At 62.7% G+C, this 20350-nt stretch carries 14 protein-coding genes; 8 read left to right on the forward strand and 6 right to left on the reverse strand.

The features are described from left to right. Positions 1–2: 2 nt before the first annotated feature. The 3 genes from tssK to tagH form a co-directional block, all read right to left on the reverse strand. A complete protein-coding gene (tssK, locus tag CCR95_RS11830; RefSeq protein ID WP_201094525.1) occupies positions 3–1337 on the reverse strand; it encodes a type VI secretion system baseplate subunit TssK in 1335 nt (444 codons plus the stop codon). Positions 1338–1347: 10 nt separating this feature from the next. Next, complete coding sequence (tssJ, locus tag CCR95_RS11835) at positions 1348–1833, reverse strand: type VI secretion system lipoprotein TssJ (RefSeq protein ID WP_201094528.1); 486 nt, start codon at positions 1831–1833, stop codon at positions 1348–1350. Between the two features lie 291 nt (positions 1834–2124). Then, positions 2125–3606 carry a type VI secretion system-associated FHA domain protein TagH gene (gene tagH, locus CCR95_RS11840; RefSeq protein WP_201094534.1) on the reverse strand — a complete coding sequence of 494 codons (1482 nt, stop codon included), beginning with the start codon at positions 3604–3606 and terminating at the stop codon, positions 2125–2127. Between the two features lie 160 nt (positions 3607–3766). Between tagH and CCR95_RS11845 the strand changes: the two genes are divergently transcribed. Continuing rightward, a complete protein-coding gene (locus CCR95_RS11845) occupies positions 3767–6970 on the forward strand; it encodes an SUMF1/EgtB/PvdO family nonheme iron enzyme (protein WP_201094541.1) in 3204 nt (1067 codons plus the stop codon). Between the two features lie 16 nt (positions 6971–6986). On the opposite strand, the gene CCR95_RS11850 is transcribed toward CCR95_RS11845, so the two are convergent. Beyond that, positions 6987–7934: a tetratricopeptide repeat protein gene (locus tag CCR95_RS11850; RefSeq protein WP_242523204.1), complete on the reverse strand. Its 948-nt coding sequence runs from the start codon at positions 7932–7934 to the stop codon at positions 6987–6989. A gap of 417 nt (positions 7935–8351) precedes the next feature. Here CCR95_RS11850 and CCR95_RS11855 point away from each other — a divergent pair, with 417 nt between their 5' ends. Further along, positions 8352–10961, forward strand: a complete 2610-nt coding sequence (locus CCR95_RS11855; RefSeq protein WP_201094547.1) for an autotransporter family protein — start codon at positions 8352–8354, stop codon at positions 10959–10961. 220 nt (positions 10962–11181) lie between these two features. Here CCR95_RS11855 and phaR read toward each other — a convergent pair whose 3' ends face one another. Both phaR and CCR95_RS11865 read right to left on the reverse strand, forming a co-directional pair. After that, on the reverse strand, positions 11182–11655 hold the full coding sequence (gene phaR, locus CCR95_RS11860; protein WP_201094552.1) for a polyhydroxyalkanoate synthesis repressor PhaR: 474 nt from the start codon (positions 11653–11655) through the stop codon (positions 11182–11184). 161 nt (positions 11656–11816) lie between these two features. Next, a complete protein-coding gene (locus CCR95_RS11865; RefSeq protein WP_201094553.1) occupies positions 11817–13001 on the reverse strand; it encodes an acetyl-CoA C-acetyltransferase in 1185 nt (394 codons plus the stop codon). 312 nt (positions 13002–13313) lie between these two features. Here CCR95_RS11865 and phaE point away from each other — a divergent pair, with 312 nt between their 5' ends. The 6 genes from phaE (at position 13314) to CCR95_RS11895 (ending at position 20272) form a co-directional block, all read left to right on the forward strand. Beyond that, on the forward strand, positions 13314–14387 hold the full coding sequence (phaE, locus tag CCR95_RS11870; RefSeq protein WP_201094554.1) for a class III poly(R)-hydroxyalkanoic acid synthase subunit PhaE: 1074 nt from the start codon (positions 13314–13316) through the stop codon (positions 14385–14387). A 57-nt stretch (positions 14388–14444) separates the two neighbouring features. Continuing rightward, on the forward strand, positions 14445–15512 hold the full coding sequence (locus CCR95_RS11875; RefSeq protein ID WP_014779715.1) for a class III poly(R)-hydroxyalkanoic acid synthase subunit PhaC: 1068 nt from the start codon (positions 14445–14447) through the stop codon (positions 15510–15512). Positions 15513–16043: 531 nt separating this feature from the next. Further along, on the forward strand, positions 16044–16979 hold the full coding sequence (locus tag CCR95_RS11880) for an AEC family transporter (RefSeq protein WP_201094555.1): 936 nt from the start codon (positions 16044–16046) through the stop codon (positions 16977–16979). A 315-nt stretch (positions 16980–17294) separates the two neighbouring features. Further along, positions 17295–17537 (forward strand): RCC1-like domain-containing protein, encoded by a 243-nt coding sequence (locus tag CCR95_RS26350; RefSeq protein WP_420825656.1) that lies wholly within the window; start codon positions 17295–17297, stop codon positions 17535–17537. Positions 17538–18071: 534 nt separating this feature from the next. Further along, positions 18072–18434, forward strand: coding sequence for a potassium channel family protein (locus CCR95_RS11890; RefSeq protein WP_201094558.1), 363 nt, complete (start codon positions 18072–18074; stop codon positions 18432–18434). Between the two features lie 116 nt (positions 18435–18550). After that, positions 18551–20272, forward strand: a complete 1722-nt coding sequence (locus CCR95_RS11895; RefSeq protein ID WP_201094559.1) for a SulP family inorganic anion transporter — start codon at positions 18551–18553, stop codon at positions 20270–20272. Positions 20273–20350: the final 78 nt, after the last annotated feature.

Here is a 20350-nt window from a genome sequence, read left to right on the forward strand (position 1 = left end):
ACTTACTCGCGAATCGCCCAGAGTTCCAATTCGAGCGCGGGGAACTCTCCGCCGATGTGCAGGCCGAAACCGCCACCCGTCACCAGTTGTTTCCAATACTCGCTGTTGCGGTCCAGTTCGAAATAATCGCAACCCGCATGAAAGGGAATCTCCAGCGGGGCGGTCGGCATCGGACGCAGCGCGATTCCGGGCAGGGCCAGTTTGACCAGCTCCTGGATCTTTTCCACCGGTCCGACCTTGGTCTGCGTGGGGAGGCGATTGCGCAGCGTCTGCGAGTCCAGATTGGCCCGGGCGGCGAGCACGAATCGAGAACCGGCGAGCAGCGATCGATCATCCACCAGCGCGATGCGGAAGCCGAATTGACGCTCCTGGATCGGGATGGCGATGGCGCGCTCGACATATTCGCGATTGAGGTATTCGCGCAGTCGCCCGATCAGCGGCGTGTAACTGGCATCCAAATCCTCATGCCGATAGGGCGGAAACTCCGGGGGCCGCTTGGTCTCGCTGGCAAAGGTCGCGAGTTCGCCGGCCAAACCGAGCAGGGTGCGATAGACGGCCTCCGGATGCAGACCGCTGACCTGGGTCAAATGCAGGACAACGGGTTCGGCCCGATTCATTAATTGGAGCAGTAGAAAATCGGACCAGTCGGCCACCCCGCCATGACCGACGCCACGCACCCGCCCGGCGCGCGCTTCGGCCTGACGATGGAGCAGGCCGGCCAGTTCCTCGATAAAATCGGCCAGCCGTCGCGACACCTGGAGATCGACACACGGCGGAATATAGGATGCGTCGAGTGTCACCTGCCGATCCGCCCGGCATTCGAGCACCCGGCCGACGCCGCAACAGGCATAGCCTTCGCGGGACTGACGCTCCAGCAGGAGGCGCAGATCGAGCCGCCCGATCGCGAGCGGGGTTTCGGTGTCCGAGCCTAGCGTATTGTCGCGCACCGTCAATTCGCCGGAGCGATAGCGCAGGATGGTCTCGGTCTCGCCGGGACCGCCGCTCTCGGCGGCCCCAGGGCGGCGCAGCGGCAGGGCGAGATAGATGGTTTGGGGGGCGATGTTCTCGTCGAAATCCAGCGGCTGGGGCAGCGGGTCGCTCGCCGGGGCGTCGAAGGGCGTGCCGTCGGGTAACGTGCCCGCGACCTCGCTGAGCGCGAACTTCCCGAAGGCGAGCAGTTCCCCGTCGATGCGCAGACGCCGCAAACCCCAGGCGAAAGGGACGCCGAGACCCGATTTGGCCCCGACCAGACGCTCGATGTAACGGTCGTGCTGCTGGAAATGTTGTGGCTGAAGGAAGAGACCCTCGGACCACAGCACCTTGTTGTCCCAAGCCACGGCGCGCTCCTTATTGGTGACGGATCGAGATGGCGCGGGCGCCGACCTCGACCAGAAGTGTGTTGTCCACCGCGGGATTCAGACGCATCAGATCGCGCCAACGCGCGCGGTCAAGATCGCGGAAGGCCGCGATGACGCCGATATAGGTGGCTTCTGGATTGAGCGGGCGAGCGATCGGCAGAAACTGACCGGGGGCCAGGGTGACCTCGTCGCGGGCAATCAGATCGCCTCCCAGCACTTCTTGGTCGCGATCGTAGAGACTGAAAAAATCCGCCTTGGAAAAGACGCCGTGGCTTTTGAGTTCGTAGAGGCGCACCACCACGGCCAATGCCCTGCCGCCCGGACCTCGATTGGCATCGGCTGACGCGACGATCTGGAGACTCAGTTGCGGCGGCGGTTTCGCGTCCTTCGGCTCCGGCGCTTGAGGTTTGCTCCCGCAGCCCGGAAGGGCGGCGAGGGCGAAGACAAGAATCGACAGGACGAGAGGCGCACTCATGATCGACCCAAGTCTGTCGCTGAAACGGTTGTCCAATGCAAAATCCTCTCGTGTCCGGACCCGTGGCTGAGTATGGCCCAAAATCGTCCGCCAGTAGCGGCCAAAGCGCGCCCAGAGCGATAAACGTCGTTTCGTGGCTCTTCAACTCCCTTTTCGTCATGACAGACGTTTGGCGGGGGGCGGTTTAAGGATTCAAAAAATAAATGATTTAAACCGCGTCGACGCCGATGTTGCAAAGGGATGCCAAACTGGCTGACAACTGAAAACGATGCATGCCGTGACAGACGCGGTTTAATCCTGATGGGAGGCGCGCAGCTCGGCGAGGTGCCGGATCTGCTCCCGGTAGGCGCGCGCGAAGGCGTCGTCGAAAAGCTGCATGAAGTCCTCGGAGGCATCGGCGGCAACCTGTTCGTAGGTCTCGGTGAAGAGATCCCAGTATCTGGCCTTGCGCGCCATCGGCAGCACCTGATCGAGCCCCGAGCGACGGCTGAGACGGCGTTCGAGCTGGTCCGGCTCGAAGCGGGCAAAGAGTGCGCGCAGGGCGGCCTGCAAACCCGCCGTCATCGCCATTTCGTGCGCCTGGATATCGTCGAATGCCTCTCTCGCCGCTGTGAGCGCCGGCAGATAACCCGGACTTGGGCGAAGCAGGAGACGTTCCAGCAGATCGGTCGTATCGACGGAAAATTTGAACGGGTTGTTTTCCGCGGCACGAATCGTCGTGACGCCCAGGCGCAATTCGCTCTTGAATTGGGCGCGCGTCATCATGGTCTGAGTGAGCCCGGTGGCGAGGACGCGCAGCAATTCGCCGGCCTGACGGAGCAACCCCTCCGGGTCTTCGACATCGGCGGATTTGCCCACGCCGAGGCCGGCCAGAAAGGCATCCAATTCTCCAGTCGCCGGCGCCTGTTGGTGGAGCATGGGCTTGGGGCGCGGGGGCGCGGGCCGTCGTGGCGGAGCGGCATCGAATGGCGTGTCCTCGGGAGCGGGCGAGGGCCGCTCCTGGGCGTCGAGGACCGCTGGGCGCGGCGGCTCGGGACTCGCTGGAGCGGCTTCGGGGTGTGCCGGCTCCGCCGTGTCGCCCGGACTGCCCCAGGCATCGTTCAGCAGATCGTAATCGTCAGGCACGGGTAGGCGATCGGCCGGACGATAAAACACATGCTCGACGGGCGTCTGTCGATGCGGCACCTCCGGAGCCGACGCCTCCGGCGCGGGACCGGACAGCGCGTCATCGAGCGGCGAGGCATCGGCGAACAGGTCATCGGCCAGATGGCGTTCGACCGGTCGCCGCGGCTCTTTCGGCGCTGATCCGGCTGGGTTGTCGCCGGAGCGTCCGTCGGGAGCGAGCAGGTCCAGGATATCGGTCGTAGCGCCGACCTGGTCCAGTCCCGGCAGGTCTTCCGAGTCCAGGCTTGCGAAAGGATCGGCGTCGAGCCTCGCGGGCGGCGCGGCGCTTGAGCCGATCGTGACGATGATTTCGAAGGGGCCGATGGTTAGTCGGTCGCCGTCATACAGCGCCATGGATTGATGCGATGGCAATGGCTCGACAGCATGGTTCAGATAGGTCCCGTTGCGGCTGGTATCGGTGATCCAGACACCGCCATCGCGCGCGTCGATGCGCGCGTGCTGACCCGAGATCACCCGCTCCGGGTCTTCGAGGCACAGATCGTTGGTGGGGCTGCGTCCGATGGTGACGCCGCCCTCGGCCAGATTCCGATGAACGTCCCACTCGGGCGGCTGGGCCTGGCGGTTGACGAGATGAAGGTCGATCTCCATGCATTGGCTCCCCGAACCAAAACCGCTCTGATCGAGCGCATCATACGAGAGATCCGCGACTGGATGCGACCGTGCTTGAAGGCGGCATTATGGGAAAGTATAACCGAGCCGGCCTCCAACCCAAGAATCGCGGTTGCTCCCCAGTGACGGCGTGGCTAGGATGCAGCGGGTCAGCCCCGACCTTTCATGCCTTTATCCCGCGGACATCAGCGACTCAGTGAAGATCCCCGGCTATACGATTATTCGCGAGCTTGGCAGCGGCGGGATGGCGACGGTCTATCTGGCGCGTCAGGATCGGCTGTCGCGCGATGTTGCCTTAAAGGTGATGAAACCGCTGGCCATCGCGGGCGACGATTTCACCTCCCGCTTCATCAAGGAAGGGCAGATCATTGCCCAACTCCAGCACCCCCAGATCGTCACCATCTTCGATTTCGACTCGACCGACGGCTACCATTATTTCTCCATGGAATATCTTCCGGGGGGGACGCTGGCGGACGAGATCGGCAAAGGGCTGTCGACCGCGCGCGCGATCGCGATTACGAAAAAAATCGCCGAGGCGCTCGCGGTCGCCCATGCGCGGGGCGTCATCCATCGGGATGTCAAACCGCAGAATATCCTGTTCCGCGCCGATGGCACCCCGGTTCTGACCGATTTCGGCATCGCGAGGGCAGTGAAAAGCAACGCCGATTCGATGCAGTTGACCAGTTATGGGATGGTCATCGGCAGTCCCCGCTACATGAGTCCGGAGCAGAGTACCGGCCAACCGCTCGATGCGCGCTCGGATCTGTACAGTCTGGGCGTGGTGTTCTACGAGATGCTGACGAATCAACTGCCGTATCAGGCGGACGATGTCGTGAGTCTCGCCATGAAGCATTGCTCCGATCCGATTCCCCGCCTGCCCGATCACCTGGCAGTCTACCAGCCCATCCTCGACAAACTGATCGCTAAGAAACCGCAGGACCGCTTCGCCAGTGCCGGTCAGCTCATTCGCGCGCTGGAGGTTTCCGAGAGCGAAACCCGCGCCACTGGCGCGAATGACGAGGCCACCCGACTGGTCGTCCGGGGCGCCGAGGAGCGGACAAAGACCGCGAGCCAGGGCCGAAGTCATGCCGATCGGACGGGTTTGCGACTCCTGGGAGCTGTCCTGGTGCTGATGTCGCTCGCGGGAGTCGGCCTCTATCTCGTGCTGCGGACGCAGGACGATCTGCCCGCCGAGCCCAGCATCGCCGAGCGGCTGCCCGCGGCCCGCGCGGACCGCGCGGAGACCGCCACTCAATATGAAAAACTCGCCATCGAACATGTCCAGAAGGCGCAATACGAACAAGGCATGGAACTCGTCAGGCTGGGACTCTCGATGACGCCGGACGATACCCGGCTGGGCGCCTTGAAATCACTGATTCAGGATCGGATCGAGGTCGAGAAACAGCTCGGCGCGGCGCGGGAATTGTTGCGTGAAAACCTGCTCGACGAGAGCCTGGCGCTGGTCGAATCCGGTTTGCAGCGCGTTCCTGACCATCCTGATCTGATCGCGCTGCGCACCGAGCTTCAGGAGCGTCTCGCTCGGCGTACGCGCAGTCAGGCCGACGCCCTGCTCGCGCGCGCCCGCTCCAGCGTCGAGACCGGACAGTTCGACGACGCTCTAGCTCGGGTGCGCGAAGGACTCGGGCTGGTGCCGGACCACCCTGGACTCCTACAACTGCAAACGCTGGCGCAGCGCGCCATGGAACGGCGCGAGGCCATCCAGGAATCGATTCGTCAGGCGACCAGTCTGCTGGCATCGGAAACCCTGGCCGAGAGCATTGCGTTCATCGACCGCGCGCTGGAAGCGGCGCCCCATGAGACGCAGTTGCTGGATCTGCGCGCGACGGCGGAAAAACAGTTGCAAAGACAACGCGAGAAGACGGTGGCCGAGCTGTTCGAACAGGCGCGGGGATTGATGTCGGAGGGGGATTTTCAGCGCTCGCGCTCGCTCATCGAGGAAGGCTTGCGGATCGACCCCGACCATCTCCAATTGAAGACCCTGCGCGATGAGGTCGGCGCCGCGCAGGCGCGGCGGCTTCAGCGGCAGGCGGACGAACTCTTGGGCAAGGCGCAACGCCTGTTTGAGAAGCAAGAGTATGACGCCGCGCTCGATCTCATTGGCGAAGGCCTGAGTCTCGCGCCGGAGCATGCGGGTCTGGCTGGACTGCGCGCTCGGATCGCCGCGGTGCATCAGGCCGAGAACCGCATCGCTCAAGTCTTGCAAGACTGCGAGCGGCAATTCCCGCTCACCGAACGCTCGGCGGAGACCGGCGCGCTCGCCGCGAAGTGTTACCTTCAGATCCTGACACTCGATCCAACCAATGCGCAGGCTCTGGAGCATCTCCAGAAGATCGCGGATCTGATCGCGGAGCAAGTCGAATCCTTATTGCAGTCCCATCGGCTCGACGATGCAGAGCGCGCCCTGGAACAATTGCAATCGCTCGCTCCAGCGCACCCGACACTGACCGCACTGCGGGATGATTTGAAGAAGCGCCGAGAATTATCTCCGACGATGATCGACATCGCGGGCGGTTGTTTCGAGATGGGCAGTCCTCCCACGGAAGCGGGACGCGAGGACGACGAGCGTCAGCATCAGGTCTGCGTCAAGGCTTTTCGGCTCGGTCAATTCGAGCTCTCGGTCGCCGAATTCAAACGGTTTACCAAGGCGAGCGGCTATCAGACCGACGCGGAGCAGGACGTTGGCGGTTGGGATGGCTGCTGGGCGCTGGATCAGGAGCAGACCACGGCCTGGGGCTATCAGCCCTGGGCCAGTTGGCTGAAGCCGAACAAATATCAAACGGTGCGGGATCAGGATCCAATCAGTTGCGTCAGTTGGAACGATGCTCAAGCCTATCTGCGATGGCTGAATCAGGAGACCGGCGGCGCCTTTCGTTTGCCGACCGAGGCGGAATGGGAGTACGCGGCGCGCGCGGGTTCGACGACATCGCGTTTTTGGGGCGACGCAATCGACGCGAGCGCCTGCCGCTATGCGAATACCGCCGACGCCGGGCATGGCTGGGCGGACGGCTTTCCCTGCAACGATCAGCAGGAATGGGTCGCCCCGATCGGGAGTTTTGAACCCAATGCCTGGGGCTTGAACGATCTGCTCGGCAATCTCTGGGAGTGGACCTGCTCGGAGTATGACGCCGCCTACAACGGGACCGAACGGGTCTGTGCGCCCAGCGCCTCGGATGCCGCCCGCATTCTGCGCGGCGGCGCCTGGAACAGCGGGCCGGGTCCGGTGCGCTCCGCCTACCGCAACCGGAACTTTCCCGAGTCGCGCTATAACTTCGTTGGCTTCCGGCTTGCCCATGACGCCCCCGCCGCGCCCGAGGCGCGCTGAGGGCGTCGCTGCTCCGCTACTGGGCCTGGGTCAGTTGGCGCGAGGTATCCAGCAAGGCGCGGTATTGCTCGTTCCTTGTCAGTTCCAGCTTGCCCAGTTGCGCGGTCTTGCCCGGGTCGCTGGATTTCCCCCCGGCGGACTCGCTCTGCTTGAGCTGTTGTATCGCATGCACTTCCCGGCGCACCCGGTCGGCCTCGCTCGCGGCATCGCGACGCTGACTCTCGGCCTGGCGTTGCAGGGCGGCCTGATCCGGGCCGGGGGCGGCCGGGGCGGTTGCGGGGCGGCTCGGCTGGCTGGCCGAGGCTTTTCGTAATTGCTGACGCAGCGACGCGGCGACCTGATTCCGCAGCGCGAGCTCACGCTTGAATGCCGCCTGCTGGGCCTTGAGCGTCGATTCGAAAATGAGCCGATCAGACGTCAAACCCGCCGCCCGTCGATACCAATCCAGCGACTGCGTCTTGTCCTGCGGCACGCCCAGCCCGCGCTCATACAGCGATCCCAGATTCGTCTGCGCCGGCGCGTGGTTCTGCTCGGCCGCCTTGCGATACCAATTGGCGGCGCTTGCATAATCGGGAACGGCCAGCCCCAGACCTTTTTCGTAAATCTCGCCCACGTAGGTCTGCGCGACCGGATCTCCGCCCTGGGCCTTGGGGAGCAGGGTCTGAAGCGCACTGCTGTAATCGGAGCGATCGAACAGCACGAATTCGCCGCCGCGGATCGCGCAATCGGACTTGGTCGACTTGACCGACCGACGCGGCGCCAGATAGGTCATCCGCGTTCCAAGTTGGCGGATCTGACCGGGCAGGAGACAATCGACGAGGACGAAATCATCGATTCCCTTGCCGGGCGCGATGGGAGTGATGGCAGCTTGTCCGGTTTCCAGGTCGCCACTCCCGGGCGCGCTGGCGCACCCCAGCAGGCTCAGGAGGAGCGGGATCGTGATGACGGTCAGAACCGATCGCATTGACTTGTCTTGTGTCATGACAAACGCCCTTGAAGATTCCCAAGGTAGAGTCTAAACCACGTACTGAGCGAAGCGCGTCGTTTTTGCGTCGTGCCTGTTCGTCGGCGATCGCCAACGATTGGTGGGTCGAACGCTAAAAAGTCTCTTCGAATGACCGTGCGGAATCCCGCTCGAACAGGGGTTGACAATGTCCGCCCGCCTGTGGAATTGTCCTGAAAAGGCGACGTGCCATCCATGCCTCATCCGCTCCGGCGTCGCGCATGAAGATTTTCGAAAGCAGAGACATTTCAATTTTCGCGATCGTTTGATCCGGAAGATTTCTCTCCACGCAACGTGGGGGCATTGTGTGCCATGGTGCTGAAAAAACACATTCCAATTGGGGTCATGGCATTGGGTCTGACTTACCTGGGGGCTCACATGATTGCAGTCGCAAAGGGTGGCGAAATCGACACCCGCCTTCCCGCTCGAAGATGGCTGTTTTCCGTTTTCATCCTTGTCGCCGGTCTGTTCATGGCGTCCGCGCAGGCCGCCCCGACGTTCGATCCGAACGCGCCCGAGGTTGAATTGGCGCCCGGCGCCAGCCTGCCGATTCGCATTGCTCCGGGATCCTCGTCGCCCACGACGGGGTTCACCGAGAGCCTCGTCGGTGCGGAGTGGACCGAGGGCGGCGGAACCGTCGAGCGTTCCAAGGAACTGATCGCAACTGGCGATACCGTCGACTATCAAGTTCCCGCCGACATCCCGCATTGCACCAGGTTTTCCGACGTGCTCGCGGTGGATTGGCAGACTTGCGGCGACGGTTGCTTCGATGGGAACCCGGTCAGAACCGACATCAGTGTCACGGTGATCGACCCTCTCATGGCGAATCCGGCCAGTGGAACCCTCAGGGGCGCGCCTGGAAGTGTCCATACCTTAAGCCTCGCGCTCTCTGGCGGACGCACGCCCTATCAGGCGCCAACCAGCGCGAGCAATGCGGATGTCAGCTTCTCGAATGGAACCTTGACGTACAGGATTCCCGCGGATGCCACGGGAGACTATACCGATACCGTCACCATCAATGGCGCCAGCGCGGGCGACGAGTGCGGCGCCAATTCCGTCAGCGTGACTATCTCTATTTCTGTCCCCTCGGAAACCCTGCTCATCAGCCCGTCGTCGTCGAATCGCGGCGAGGTTCAACCCGGTGCCATGGTCGAAGCCCGGTTCGCGGTCTCCGGCGGGATCCCGGCCTATACCGCCGAGGTCGTTTCCGGTCCAGCGGGCGCCAGGTTGAGCGGCCCATCCGTGAGCGACGGAGCGCTGACCTTCAGCTACAGCGTCCCCTTGGATGCGCCGTCAGGAGCCAATACCTTTACGATCAGGGTACTCGACAGCGGGGCAGGCGCGGCCCAGCAGAGTGCCACCGCTACGGTCAGCTTCACGGTCGCCGCGGCGGCGGGGTCGACGCTGAGCGCGAATCCGACAGACATCTCGCTCAGCGCGATTTCGCTGGTCGATCTCGACAATGAGGTCGGCGAAACGTTCGAGGTGAGCGGCGGCGTGCCGCCCTACCTGCTCAGTGTCGCGGGGATCAGCGGCGGCATCGTCGGACGGGTCGAGCCATCCCAACTCGCGGCCCCCGGCCGTGTTGCCTATGCCGTGGACATCCCCGCCAACGCCCAATCCGATCTGGCGTTCGAAAATCGGATTCAGATCACCGACTCCACCGGCGCATCGGTCAGTGTGTCGGTGCAAGCGAACGTGAACGCGTCCAATACGCTGTCGAGCCAGTCTGGCCTCACTCCGAATCAACGCAATGTCGCTCAGGCGATCGAAACCGTCTGTCCGAAGCTGGCGACCCTGTCTCAGCGTTCCGCCGAGCAGGAAGACCTCTTCAACCAATGTTCCAACATGCTGGCCAATCCGCGTGCGGAAGGCATCCCGAATACCCTGGATCAGATCACCAGCGAGAAGGCCAACGCGGCGAAGAGCGCGGGCATCGAAACCGGAACCCAGCAATTGGCGAATATCGGCTCCCGTCTCGCCGCCCTGCGATCCGGATCCAAGGGGATCGATATCGGCGCACTCGCGGTGAATCTTGGTGGTGAAAGCCTGTCGGGCAATCAACTTGCCACCCTGGCCGCCATGGGACTGTCGGGAGGCGGCGCCAGCGCGGATAGCACCTTCGGCAACTGGGGTTTCTTCCTGAACGGCGCCGTCAATCTCGGCGATCGCGACACGACCGAAAATGAAACCGGTTTCGATTACAACATGATCGGCATCACGGTTGGTGCCGACTACCGCTTTAGCGATCGCTTCGTCGCGGGCGGTGCGTTCGGATACGCGAAGAACGATGTCGACTTCGATTCGAATGACGGTGGTCTGGATACCGAAACCTGGCATCTCGCGGCCTACGCCACCCATTCATTGACCGATCGTCTTTATCTCGACGCCATCGTCGAATACGGTTGGAACGACTACGAATCCAAACGCAACCTCAGCTACCAAATCACGCCAGGGCTCGACCCCGTCAGCCGCCAAGCCAGTGCCGATTATGATGGCAATCAACTCGGCGCCAGCCTGGGTGCCGGGTACGATCTGAACGAGGGGCCATTCGCCTATGGCGTCTATGGCCGGGTCGCTTACCTTCAGGTGGAGGTCGACGATTTTCTCGAACAGGGCGCGGGCGGACTCAATCTTGCCATGGACGGTTTCGATGCCACCTCGTTGACGAGCGTGCTGGGCGCGCGTCTCTCGCGGGTATTCAATACTTCCACGGCGGTCCTGGTGCCCCAGGCGCGCTTCGAATGGGAGCATGAATACGACAATGACGGGGACATCCTGACGGCTCGTTTTGCCGCCGACCCGACGGGTACCAGCTTCCGCATCCTGACCGACGAGCCTGACCGGGACTACTTCCGGCTCGGTCTCGGGCTCTCGGCGGTCTTCCCGCATGGTCTCTCGACCTTTGTGAACTATGACACTCTGCTCGACAAGCGGGACTGGAGCGATCACATGATCGATGCGGGAGTGCGTTGGGAGTTTTACTGAGGCAGCGTCTGGCGCATCCGAAGACGAGTTCTTGACCGCTCGCGGCGCTGGCTCCGATTGCCTGATGTGGGAGTCGCCCGAGCTTTCCGGAAGCCCGGGATGCGAATGGCCTTGGCGCAAGGGGCGGGTTGCAACCCCGCCCCTTGTCCGTTTATCGCGTGCAATGGCGCTAGGTGATGTGAAGCCTTGGGCTTGGGTATGAAGTTTCCCGGAAATCGCCTTAAACCGCATCGTCCTTTTTCTTGCGTTCGCCGCCGAACTCGAAGCGGGCCGCGCGCAGGAAATCCTTTTGGAGGTCGGCCCAGATCTCGACATTTTTCTGGGTCATGCGGCTCATGGCCTCGAAGGGGTTTTCGGTCCAGGATTGGGTCATCTCCTGCTGCTGTTTGGCGAAGAGATCGAGCGAGGTTTCCAGGTAGCGGGCGAACATGCCCTGGAGAGTGCCGCCATAGAAGCGGATGATTTGGGCGAGCATGGTGGCGCTGAAGAGCGGTTCGCCGCCGGTTTCTTCTTCAAGCATGATCTGGAGCAGGATGGAGCGGGTGATGTCGCTGTCGTTGGCCGTATCGACGACCTTGATGCTGGTGCAGTTCATCACGAGTGCGCGGACATCGGAAAGGGTGATGTAGCGACTGACCTCGGTGTCATAGAGACGGCGGTTCGGGTACTTCTTGATGAGACGCTCGCTGTTCATGGTCACTTAAACCGCGTTCGGCATGGTCTGCAAAATGTTGTGCATGGCTTATTGACTCGTCCGCGCCAACTTGCGTCGGCGCTAACGCGGTTTAAATTTTCATCATTTAAACCGCAATCACCAGGGGAAACTCGCGACAGCGGATTCCCCCGGACTTCGCGTCAGAGACGCTCGACCGCCAGGGCGACACCCTGTCCGCCGCCGATGCACAGCGTCGCCAAACCCTTCTTGGCATCGCGCTTCTGCATCTCATAGAGCAGGGTGACCAGAATGCGCGCGCCGGAGGCGCCGATCGGATGGCCGATGGAGATGGCGCCGCCGTTGACATTGACCTTGGACAGATCCCAGCCCATGTCCTGATTGACCGACATCGCCTGGGCGGCGAAGGCTTCGTTGGCCTCGATCAGATCCAGATCGGCGGGAGTCCAGCCCGCCTTCTCCAGACACTTGGTGGAGGCTGGAATCGGGCCGGTGCCCATGATGGCGGGATCCACGCCGGCGCTGGCGAAGGCGACCAGACGAGCCATCGGGGTCAGCCCCAGTTCCTTGGCCTTGGACTCCTTCATCACCACGACCATGGCGGCGCCGTCATTGATGCCCGAGGCATTGCCGGCGGTCACGGTGCCGGCCTTGTCGAAGGCGGGACGCAGCTTGCCCAGGGTCTCGGCGGTGGTGCCTGGACGCGGAAATTCGTCGGTGGCGCAGACCAGCGGGTCGCCCTTGCGCTGGGGGATGCTCACCGGAATGATTTCGTCGACGAAGCGCCCGGACTTGATGGCGGCCTCGGCCTTCTGCTGCGAGGCGGCGGCGAAGGCGTCCTGTGCCTCGCGGGTGAAGGCGTATTGCTTGGCGATGTTCTCGGCGGTGACGCCCATGTGGTACTGGTTGAAGGCATCCCAGAGACCGTCGACGATCATGGTGTCTTTCAACTGCCAGTCGCCCATGCGCTGACCTTCGCGCGAACGCGGCAGGACGTGCGAGGACTGGCTCATGCTCTCCTGACCGCCGGCGATCACGATGTCCGCGTCGCCACAGGCCACCGCCTGCATCGCCAGATGGACCGCCTTTAGCCCGCTGCCGCAGACCTTGTTGATGGTCATGGCCGGAACCTGCTGGGGCAGACCCGCGTTCAGGGTGGTCTGACGCGCCGGGTTCTGGCCGACGCCGGCGGTCAGCACCTGACCCAGGATGACCTCGTCGATCTGCTCCGGGGCAATCCCGGTGCGCTCCATCAGTGCCTTGAGCACGACGGCGCCAAGTTCGGTGGCGGGAAGGGCGGAAAGACCGCCGCCAAAGGTGCCGACCGCGGTCCGACCCGCGGCAACGATCACGATATTCTCGCTCATGGTGTGGATGTCCTCTTGGATTTTAGTGGCGAACGTGAACTCTAAACCGAGTCCGCGATGACATGCCTTCTGTCGGGCGAGTTGGCGAACTCGCACAAACCGACCGCCGTCGCGGAAAAATCGGTCAAGTCATTAAAATTTTTAATCATTTAAAGCGCGTCGACGCCGACGTTCGGAGGGTCTGCAAACCCCGCTGATCGCTCGAAACGCCCCCGGTCACTCCATGACGCGCTTTAATTCTACGCACCTTTGTTGCAGTGCACAAATCCGCGTGTTAAGTTTCGCCCCATACGAAACCGGGAGGACAGGAACATGTCGAACGAAACCTTTTTCAACAACGATTGGTTTGCGCTGCAGCGCAAGTATTGGGATAACTGGACAGAGATGAGCAGCAAGGCGATGGGCATGGAAGGCGCCAAGCTGACCACGCCCTGGGAAGGCGCGCTCGATCATTGGTGGCAGGCCATGTCCCCCGCCGCGCCGGATGCCTCCAAGGCATTCATGGAAAAGATGATGGAGCAGGGCAAGGCGTTCTTCCGCCTGGCGGAGACCTTCGGCGCACGCACGGGCGATGACAACGCCACCAATGGCCTGGCCTTTTGGACCAAGGCGATCGAGGATATGCAGAAGCGCTTCACCGGTTCGGTGGACGACGGCGGCAACGCGGCGCAGCGCATGATGTCGTTCTGGGAACTACCGCTCGACAACTGGCAGCGCATGATGTCCTCGATGTCGCCCATGCCCGGCGACTTTTTGCGCAACATGCCGCACGATCAATTCAAGGGCAATCTGGACCGCGTGCTCTCCGCGCCCGGGCTGGGCTATACCCGCGAGGAGCAGGGCCAGTATCAGGAATTGATGCGCCGCGCCGCGGACTATCAAACCGCGCTGCAGGAATACACCAGCTTCTACAACCGGCTCGGGATGAAGTCGGTGGAACGCATGGGCGGCTACCTTCAGGAAGTCATCGACAGCGGCAAGAGCATCGATTCGGCCCGCGCGCTCTATGACAACTGGGTGAACTGCTGCGAGACCGTCTATGCCGCCGAGGTCGCCACGCCGGAATACGCCCAGATCCACGGTCGCCTGATCAATGCGCAGATGGCCCTGAAAAAACGCATGTCGATCATGGTCGACGAACAGCTCGGCGCGATGAACATGCCAAGCCGCAGCGAAATGCGCACGGTGCAGGATCGTCTGCAGGAGAGCCGCCGCGAGAACAAGCAGTTGCGCAATCGACTGCATGCGCTGGAGAAGCAGGTCGCGGCACTGGCTGGCGAAACTCCGTCCAGTCCGCCGACCGCCTTGAAGGCCGCCGCACCCGTCGTCGCCACACCTGCCGCCAAGGCGCCAGTGCGCCGCAAGCCCGTCGCCAAGCCAGAGTAAACCGGCCGGCATCTCCATGGCGCTGCGTCACCAACGAACACCGCGAGGCAAAACATCATGATCCCGATCGACATCCGACCAGACAAACTCGCCCAGGAAATGCTCGACTACAGCCGCAAGCTGGGTCAGGGCATGGAAAACCTGCTCAACGCCGAGGCCATCGACACCGGCGTCAGCCCGAAACAACCGGTCTACAAGGAAGACAAGCTGGTGCTCTATCGTTACGACACCCCCGAGGGCGTCACCCCGAGCGCCGTGCCGCTGCTGATCGTCTATGCGCTGGTCAACCGGCCCTACATGACCGACATCCAGGAGGATCGCTCGACCATCAAGGGTCTGCTCGCCACCGGACAGGATGTCTATCTGATCGACTGGGGCTATCCGGATCAAGCCGATCGCGCCATCAATCTGGACGACTACATCAACGGCTACATCGATAGTTGCGTGGACCATCTGCGCGAACAGCTTGGCGTCGACAAGGTCAACCTGCTCGGCATCTGCCAGGGCGGCGTCTTCAGTCTCATGTATGCCTCGATGCATCCGGATAAGGTCAACAACCTGGTGACCATGGTCACGCCGGTTGACTTCAAGACTCCGGACAATCTGCTGTCCGCCTGGATCCAGAACGTCGATGTCGATCTGGCCGTCGACACCATCGGCAACATTCCCGGCGAGCTGCTGAACTGGACCTTCCTCACCCTCAAGCCCTACAGCCTGATGGGACAGAAATACATCAACATGGTCGACATGCTCGACGATCCGGCCAAGGTCAAGAATTTCCTGCGCATGGAAAAGTGGATCTTCGACAGCCCGGACCAGGCCGGCGAGACCTTCCGCCAATTCACCAAGGACTTCTACCAGCGCAACGGCTTCATCAATGGCGGCGTCATGCTGGGCGAGCGCGAGGTGGACTTGAAGAATGTCACCTGCCCGGTGTTGAACATCTACGCCCTGCAGGACCATCTGGTTCCGCCGGATGCGTCACGCCCGATGAAGGGTCTGGTGGGCAGCGAGGATTACACCGAACTCGCCTTCCCTGGCGGGCATATCGGCATCTATGTCAGCGGCAAGGCGCAGAAGGAAGTCACGCCCGCCATCGGCAAGTGGTTGAACGAACGGTCGTAAGCGGGATTTCCGGAGCGGGGGGCTTGCGGGGTGACCCGCAAGCCGTGCGGAACCAGGACGTCATTGTCATTTAAGCGAAGCCGTTCATGGTTTCGACAAGTTCACCACGAACGGCTTCGCTTAGGCGATTTCCGGGGAAGCTTTTACCGGAATCAACGCTTCAAATCAGCGCGCGACTTCAGGAACCGCCGCGCAGTGCGTAGGGGATCAGCGGGACAAGGCAAATCGCAACCATTAACCAGAAGGCTTTGCGCTCGTTTTTACGCGTCACTTCTTGAGTCATGACATTCACCTGTGTGCATGTTGTCGATTGAGAGACTGGGCAGGCTGCCCACGCAATCGAGAATAGCTATAACAAAGTAAAAGACAAGGAATACCACGTACAGGCCGTGGAGATTTCCTGGTTGGCAGCTCGGTTAAATGGATCGTGCGCGTTCGCCAGCGGACGCTTTTCCGCTCATGCTGACGACACGGCGGGGCGTATGATCGCCACTCTAACCCGCCCGCCAATCTGTCCAGGATGCGTCCGTTTTGCCCGCCATCGTCTCCGTCACCTCGCCCATCTTCCTTCTGATCGCACTTGGATTCGCGGCGGTGCGGGCGGGCTGGATCCCGCGCGAAGGCGCGCTCGCCATGGGCCGCTACGCGCTCTCCTTCGCCCTGCCTGCACTGCTCTTCAATACGCTTGCCCAGCGCCCCCTGGACCAGCTCATCGTTCCCGCGTTTCTGCTCGCCTATGTCGGCGGTTCGCTGATCGCCTACGCGATCGGGCTGACGGTAGCCGCCGTCGCGCGGCGCACGCATCCGCTGGACAATGGCTTTTTCGGCATGGGTGTCTCGATGTCGAACAGCGGCTATCTGGGCTATGCGCTGGTCTCGCAAATTTTGGGTGCCGAGGCACTGATCGCGGTCGCTATGACGATCCTGACCGAGGTTCTGCTGATTCTGCCGCTGACCCTGATCCTGGCGGAGTTGCATGACAGCCGGGGCCGCCATGGTCTGGCGCGGACTCTGGGCAAGGTGGTGCTCCAGGTCGCCCGCAATCCGATCGTGCTGGCGATCGCCGCCGGGTTGCTGTTCGCCGCACTTGGCTGGCGGCTGCCCGCCCTGCTCGGGCGCACGGTCGACATGCTGGCCGGCTCCGCAGCGGCGGTGGCGCTGTTCGCGATCGGCGGAACTCTGGCCGGACAACGGCTCCAGCATGGGCTGGGCCCGGCCCTGGCCATCGCCGCCGGCAAGCTCCTGATCCACCCCGCCGCAGTGCTTCTGATGCTGTTTCTGGTTCCGGCCTTCGATCCCACGCTCACCCAGGCAGCGCTGATCCTGTCCGGGCTGCCGATGGTCACCATCTTCCCCTTGCTCGCCCAGCGCTATGGGCTGGGCGAGCTGGGCGCCTCCGCCCTGCTGATCACGACTCTGCTGTCTTTCTTCACCCTGAACCTGGGGCTCTGGATCTTCGGTCTGTAACGGCAGCAAAAGATGGCCAAAGTGTCCTCATCACCGGCATGCGCGAGGTGCTGACCATCCTGAATGCGATGCTGCGCGATCAGGTGCATTGGGTTGAACCTCATGGCAAAACCGCTTGACCTGAAACACAGTTGCCACCCCGGGCGGCGGTTCCCGCCCACTGCGGCTAAATACCTTTCAAAATAAATACCATCCTTTAGATTGAGACGGGTACGCCTCCGCCGCCAGCGCCTTTCTCGTCTTTTTCATTCGTTCCGTTTGCGCGTGGATGCGGCGGGGCTGAAGCAGGTGCTGGTCTCGCCGGCGGTGGCCAGTGTGGCGCTGCCCAGCCTGCCCGAGAGGCAGCGGATCGCGGCTGGAAACGTTCACAGCCTGGCGATCAAGACCGACGGTCGTCTCTGGGCCTGGGGGCGAACGGGACTGGCCAGCTCGGCGACGGCACCACCACGGATCGCTGGAGCCCGGTCCGGGTTTTGGGGTTTGGTTCCATCGCGCCCCCGCCCGCCGCGCCCTCGAACCTCACCGCCAAGACCCTCGCCGCGACGCGGGTCAGGTTGACCTGGCGGGATAACAGCGCCAACGAGACGGGCTTCCGGATCGAACGCAAGACTTTGGGATCCAAGAATCTATGCAGACTGTGACACAATACGCTGGCTTTGACGTGGACGCCCAGCAACCGTTTCAACGCCAGTGCCGATACCCCTTCCTCGCTTGTGTCAGATGATAGGTCGCCTGAAACAGACCCACGCGGTCATTCCGCTCGAACTCTCGATGAATCAGGGGGAGTCGGTGGAAGAGCTGTTATCGGTGGCCATGGGTAGCTCCATGGATCAGGCGATCAAGCAACATTCTGGGCAAGTGGGCATCTCGCCTCGGCACCGGGATTCGGCCCTGGCGTCAGCACTGATACGGCCGCCAGCGGAATCGATGCGAAATCCCATGACAAAGTACATGCGTTGTGCTCATTCTCCAGCCCCCGCGGGCAAAGACTCTGCCAGTTTGGTTTCTTGATCCTGTGCAGTTCCTGTATTTCGATCATCGGTCGAAATACGCCGACTCCGCCAGAGCATCCATATTCAGGACGGCATCGACATGCGTGATTTCCTGCTTTTCATGCATAACTTGAAAAAAATATCGTATTTCGTCAGATATATTTTTGGTTTTCTGGTTTTGATCCTGATCCTGATGCTGTTGGCGCTCACGCTGGCCTGGGTGGAAGATCTGACCTTGGGAGATGCCATCTATTTCACTTTCATTACGGGGTTGACCGTGGGCTATGGAGACATTACGCCCGTGACTCGTCTCGGCAAGATTGTCAGCGTCGCGATGGCCTTCGTCGGTGTCGTCACGACCGGTATCTATGTCGCGGTCGCAAGCAAGGCGGTTCAAGCATCGATCCATGGTATACGTCTCAGTCGCGGCGAATTTCTGCCTGGACAACCCGATCGTGAATAGAGCCGCGTCGCACCGATGGAGCGGTCGTCAGCCGTCTAATGATGACGCCACTCATCTTCGCCATCCCGTTCGTTCGCGCTCCCGAAGAGCAGGGGGCAGATCAGGAGTGAATTCGCATGAGTGACATCCCAATGCGCGACTGGCTTGGCGGCTACCAGAAGGGCTGGCTGCGTCTGGATCTCATCGCCGGCCTGACCACGGCGGCGGTGGTCATCCCCAAGGCCATGGCCTATGCCACCATTGCCGGGCTGCCGGTGGAGGTGGGGCTCTACACCGCCTTCGTCCCCCTGGTGATCTATGCGCTCCTCGGCACCTCGCGCCCGCTCAGCGTCACCACCACCACGACCCTGGCGATCCTCACCGGCACCCAGCTCGCGCTGGTGGTGCCGAGCGGCGATCCGGCGGCGCTGCTGACGGCCTCGGCGACGCTCGCGGTCCTGGTCGGGGTGATGCTGATCCTGGCCGCGGTCCTGCGGCTCGGGGTCGTCGCCAGCTTCATCTCGGAGCCGGTGCTGACCGGATTCAAGGCGGGCATCGGGCTGGTCATCATCCTGGATCAGGTGCCCAAGCTGCTCGGGATCCACTTCGAGAAGAGCGGTTTTCTGCGCGACATCCTCGCCATTTTTGCGCACCTGCCCGAGACCTCGCTCGCGACCCTGGCGGTCGGCGTCGCCATGCTGGCCATCCTGCTCGGGATCGAGCGCCTGGCCCCGCGCGCCCCGGCGCCGCTGGTCGCGGTCGCGCTCGGCATCGCCGTCTCCGGGCTGCTCGCGCTGCAGGACCAGGGCGTGGCGATCGTCGGTCATATCCCTCAGGGCCTGCCGGCGCTGAGCCTGCCCAATCTGGATCTGGTGGCGCAGCTCTGGCCCGGCGCGCTCGGCATTGCGCTGATGAGCTTCACCGAGTCCATCGCCGCCGCGCGGGCCTTCGCTGGACGGGGCGAGCCGCGCCCGGTGCCCAACCAGGAGCTGGTGGCGACCGGACTCGGCAACCTCGTCGGCGGCCTGTTCGGCGCCATGCCGGGCGGCGGCGGCACCTCGCAGACGGCGGTGAACCGGAGCGCCGGCGCCCGCACCCAGGTCGCCGGTCTGGTGACGGCCGCCGCCGCCGTCGCGACCCTGCTCCTGCTCGCGCCCCTGATGGGCCTGATGCCGCAGGCGACCCTGGCGGCCGTGGTCATCGTCTATTCGATCGGACTGATTCAGCCGGCCGAGCTGCTCGCCATCCTGAAGATCCGGCGCATGGAGTTTCTTTGGGCGCTGGCCGCCTTTGCGGGCGTCGTCCTGCTCGGGACGCTCAAGGGGATCCTGGTGGCCATCATCGTCTCACTGGTGTCGCTGGCCTATCAGACCGCGCATCCGCGGCTCTATGTCCTCGGGCGCAAGCCGGGCACCGATGTCTTTCGCCCGAGAACGGACGAGCACCCGGAGGACGAGACCGTCCCCGGACTGCTGATGGTGCGGCCGGAGGGGCGCCTCTTCTTCGCCAATGCCCAGCGCATCGGCGAGCAGGTGTGGCCGCTGATCGACGCCGCCAACCCCCGTGTGCTGGTGATGGACTTCAGCGCTGTGACCGACATCGAGTACTCGGCGCTCAAGATGCTCGTCGAGGGCGAAGAGCGGCTGCGCGCGCGCGGCGCGGAGCTTTTGCTGGTGGCGCTCAACCCCGAGGTGCTCGGTATGATCCAGCGCTCGTCGCTTGGAGAGACGCTTGGGCGCGAGCGGCTGATCTTCAATCTTCCCCTGGCGGTCGAGCGGTTTCGCGCTCGGGCCGCCGTGCCTGAGGGCATGGATTCGATGGCGAGCGAGCCACAGACAACGACGTCCACCCCCACTTGAGGACGTCGCAATGACAGGTGCGCCGCTTAACCTGGAATCCTTACCGGCGTGATCCACGATGACTCAATACGCCATTCT

It is taken from the genome of Thiocystis minor, from assembly GCF_016653465.1.
Classification (GTDB): Bacteria; Pseudomonadota; Gammaproteobacteria; order Chromatiales; family Chromatiaceae; genus Chromatium; species Chromatium minus.

Excerpts from the sequence above, each read along its gene's own strand:
- tssJ (WP_201094528.1), bottom strand. The coding sequence starts at position 1,833 with ATGAGTGCGCCTCTCGTCCTGTCGATTCTTGTCTTCGCCCTCGCCGCC.
- tagH (WP_201094534.1), bottom strand. The coding sequence starts at position 3,606 with ATGGAGATCGACCTTCATCTCGTCAACCGCCAGGCCCAGCCGCCCGAG.
- CCR95_RS11845 (WP_201094541.1), top strand. The coding sequence starts at position 3,767 with ATGCAGCGGGTCAGCCCCGACCTTTCATGCCTTTATCCCGCGGACATC.
- CCR95_RS11850 (WP_242523204.1), bottom strand. The coding sequence starts at position 7,934 with ATGCGATCGGTTCTGACCGTCATCACGATCCCGCTCCTCCTGAGCCTG.
- CCR95_RS11855 (WP_201094547.1), top strand. The coding sequence starts at position 8,352 with ATGATTGCAGTCGCAAAGGGTGGCGAAATCGACACCCGCCTTCCCGCT.
- phaR (WP_201094552.1), bottom strand. The coding sequence starts at position 11,655 with ATGAACAGCGAGCGTCTCATCAAGAAGTACCCGAACCGCCGTCTCTAT.
- CCR95_RS11865 (WP_201094553.1), bottom strand. The coding sequence starts at position 13,001 with ATGAGCGAGAATATCGTGATCGTTGCCGCGGGTCGGACCGCGGTCGGC.
- phaE (WP_201094554.1), top strand. The coding sequence starts at position 13,314 with ATGTCGAACGAAACCTTTTTCAACAACGATTGGTTTGCGCTGCAGCGC.
- CCR95_RS11875 (WP_014779715.1), top strand. The coding sequence starts at position 14,445 with ATGATCCCGATCGACATCCGACCAGACAAACTCGCCCAGGAAATGCTC.
- CCR95_RS11890 (WP_201094558.1), top strand. The coding sequence starts at position 18,072 with ATGCGTGATTTCCTGCTTTTCATGCATAACTTGAAAAAAATATCGTAT.
- CCR95_RS11895 (WP_201094559.1), top strand. The coding sequence starts at position 18,551 with ATGAGTGACATCCCAATGCGCGACTGGCTTGGCGGCTACCAGAAGGGC.